Source organism: Streptomyces anatolicus (assembly GCF_019400875.1).
Taxonomy (GTDB): domain Bacteria; phylum Actinomycetota; class Actinomycetes; order Streptomycetales; family Streptomycetaceae; genus Streptomyces; species Streptomyces anatolicus.
In genome coordinates this window covers 1-2,902 of record NZ_WMBF01000660.1, presented here as the reverse complement: position 1 = coordinate 2,902, position 2,902 = coordinate 1, and the positions used below count along the sequence as shown (strand labels likewise).

At 71.0% G+C, this 2,902-nt stretch carries 2 protein-coding genes; one reads left to right on the top strand and one right to left on the bottom strand.

Annotated elements, in window-relative coordinates:
• Window positions 1-246 precede the first annotated feature (246 nt).
• Window positions 247-897 (top strand): DUF4360 domain-containing protein, encoded by a 651-nt coding sequence (locus GKQ77_RS31045; RefSeq protein ID WP_219692450.1) that lies wholly within the window; start codon window positions 247-249, stop codon window positions 895-897.
• A gap of 171 nt (window positions 898-1,068) precedes the next feature.
• Here the strand turns inward: GKQ77_RS31045 and GKQ77_RS31040 are convergent.
• Window positions 1,069-2,902 (bottom strand): alpha-N-acetylglucosaminidase (locus GKQ77_RS31040; protein ID WP_219692449.1); only part of this gene is annotated, 1,834 nt, incomplete at its 5' end.

Here is a 2,902-nt window from a genome sequence, read left to right as displayed (position 1 = left end):
GGTCTGCACGTGGGCCTCCAGGAGGGGGAGTTCGTCGTTCCGCGTACTGTTAGGAAGGTTTCCTACCAGAGATTGACGACGACGTATACCCGTCAAGAGCCCTCAGCCCGCGCTGAGTTGACGTCGGCGGAATGGCCGGACATCGCTCTGGCAGTGCTTCCCGCCGCTCCGTACGCTCCCCTCGCTCACGCTTCACGCACCACGGCACTTCTCCAACCCCCCTCCTTCGCAACGGAACGGAGAACCATGGCTGGTGCACTGCTGCTGACCGGCGCCGTCGCGGCGCTGTTCGGCTCCACGCTCTCGGCGTACAGCCCCACCGGGACCCTTGAACCGCCGCCGGACAAGATCGTGATCGAGGTCGCCACGGTGAACGGCTCGGGCTGCCCGCGCGGCACCGCGGCCGTCGCCGTCTCCGAGGACAACACGGCCTTCACGGTCACCTACAGCGACTACCTCGCCCGGGCGGGCGGCGGCGCGGACCCCACCGCGTTCCGCAAGAACTGCCAGCTCAACCTCATCGTGTACGTCCCGCAGGGCTTCACGTACGCGATCGCGAGCGCGGACTACCGCGGTTACGCCTCGCTCCAGCCGGGCGCCAAGGGCATCGAGAAGGCCTCGTACTACTTCCAGGGCTCACCCAGCACGGCCGCGATCACCCATGAGTTCAAGGGCGCCCACCACGACAACTGGCAGGCCACCGATACGACGGACTGGGCGCAGCTGGTCTGGGCGCCGTGCGGGGAGCGGCGGAACTTCAACATCAACACGGAGTTGCGTGTCGACGTGGGCACGTCGGATCCCGCGAAGTCGAGCTTCATGACGATGGACTCGACGGACGGGGACATCAGCACCGAGTACCACATGGCGTGGAAGGAGTGCCCACCGCGCCGCTGAGCTGTGAGCGGCGCCCCGGCCCTCCCGTCGGTGCGGGGGCGCCGCCTCGAATGAACCCCCGCAGCCCCGGCCCGGCGCAGCTGAACGCCGCGCCGAGAGCGCGGACCGCTCCCCAGCCCGCCACCGCGTAGAGCGAGGTCCGCCCCGACGGCGCCCACTCCGCAGCCTGAGCTACGAAGCCGTCAGCCGGGCATGCACCCGTTCCGCGACCCTGTACGTGTCACCGGCCGGCCGCGTGGCCAGGCGACCCGGGTCGCGGATCCACGCGTCCTCCAAGGCGAACCAGTCGATCTTCCGGGGCTCGCGGGCCTCCGCCAGCGCGGCGCGCAGTTCCTTGAAGTACCGTTCCCAGCGCAGCCGGTAGAGGCCGCCGACGAGCCCCGCCCACTCGCGGTTGGCGTAGTCGCGCAGTCCGGCGTCCGCGCCAGAGCGGTTGCCCCACACCGTGAGCAACGACAGCTGGTCGTAGGCGAGTTGGTCGCGCTCGCGCGCGTCGGCGCCCCATGCGCGGGCGTCCGCGACCCAGCGGCCGAGCAGGTGGCGGGAGTCCGTGGCGACCAGCCGGTCGAGCAGGTCCATCAGTTCGATCCAGTCGCGGGTCAGCCGGCCGAAGCGGGCCGCGTCCTTCGCGTCGTACGCCTCCTTGACGCGCGGCAGCAGGACGCGGCCACGGTTGGAGAGCGCCTGCCGGGCGACATCGAGCAGGTCGCGGCGGTACGCGGTCGAGTCCCGCAAGTCACGCCGTACGGTAAGGAGTTCACCTAGCGCGGGCTCGAAATCTGACGGCTCGTATCGCATCTTCTTCGGCGACCAGGACGCCGCCGACCTCGCCGCGAGGTCGGGACGCGCCCCGAAGAGGCCGTCCGCGCCCTCGGCCCACTTGTCGGTACGGGTCGTGCCGTACGCGGTGCGGCGCAGTACGTCCCACGCGGCGGCGGCGTGCGGGTCGGCGGCGCCGTACCGCGCGGTGGCCCACTCGGCGAACCAGGCCTCGAGGTCCAGGTCGCCCACCCGCCAGGCCAGTTCGGAGAACAGCTCGAAGGCGGCGGGGTTGTTGTCGGCCGCCTCCGGCATCAGGGCGATGCCGCTGAGGGTGCTGCCCTCCTTCGTGCGCCACTTCTCGAACAGCGCGGCCCAGTCGGGGGTGTTGGCGCCGAGCGTGGTGTGGCCGCCGAAGTTCCAGATGGAGCCGAAGGCGTAGGGCGTGGAGCCCCAGTCGGCCTCGCGGTCGGTGATGTGCGGGAAGCGGTCGGAGATGCCGTCGACGACGAGCATGCGCTGCTTGTCGACGGCGTCGGTGATGGCCTTCGCCGGGTTGCGCTGCCAGCCGAGGATCACCCAGGTGGCGCCGGGGTGCGCGGTCCGCAGGGCCTTCTCGACGCCCCGGGCCGCCTCGCCCACGGGTACGTCACCGGGTTTGCCACCCTCGTGGAGCAGGTCCATCTTGTACATCGTGGACGGCCCGAACAGCTCGTCCTGCGCCCGGTAGAACGCGGCCGCCACCCGGGCGAAATGGCCGGTGCGCGGATCCAGCCAGTCGGGGCGCGCGAAGCCCACCCAGGTGCCCTGGGGGACCGTTCTCGCCCCCGGATTCCTCGTCCCGAAGCCGGGCGGCACGGTCCCGAAGTAGCCCGGCAGGACCGGCGTCATGCCCAGCTGGCGCAGCCGGTCGCAGATGCGGCGGCCGAGGCGGGCGCGGGCGTCGATGAGCTGCCGGGAGACGGGGTGCGGGAACGACGACATGTTCTGCAGGAGCCACCACGGCTGGTGCGCGGGGGCCGGGATCCAGGCCCTCAGCTCCTCGTCCCCGTAGCCGAACTCCTGGAACGCGCGGTGGTAGACGGCGTCCGCCCCCACGTACACGAGGACTTCGTTGTAGCCGTGCAGCGCGAGTACGTCGATCTCGCGCTCCCAGTAGTCCCAGCCGTGATAGGCGCCCGTGTAGCCGTCGTTGGTGTCGTTCAGGACGAAGCGGTGCGGGGTGTTGGCCCGGGCGGTGAGGGGC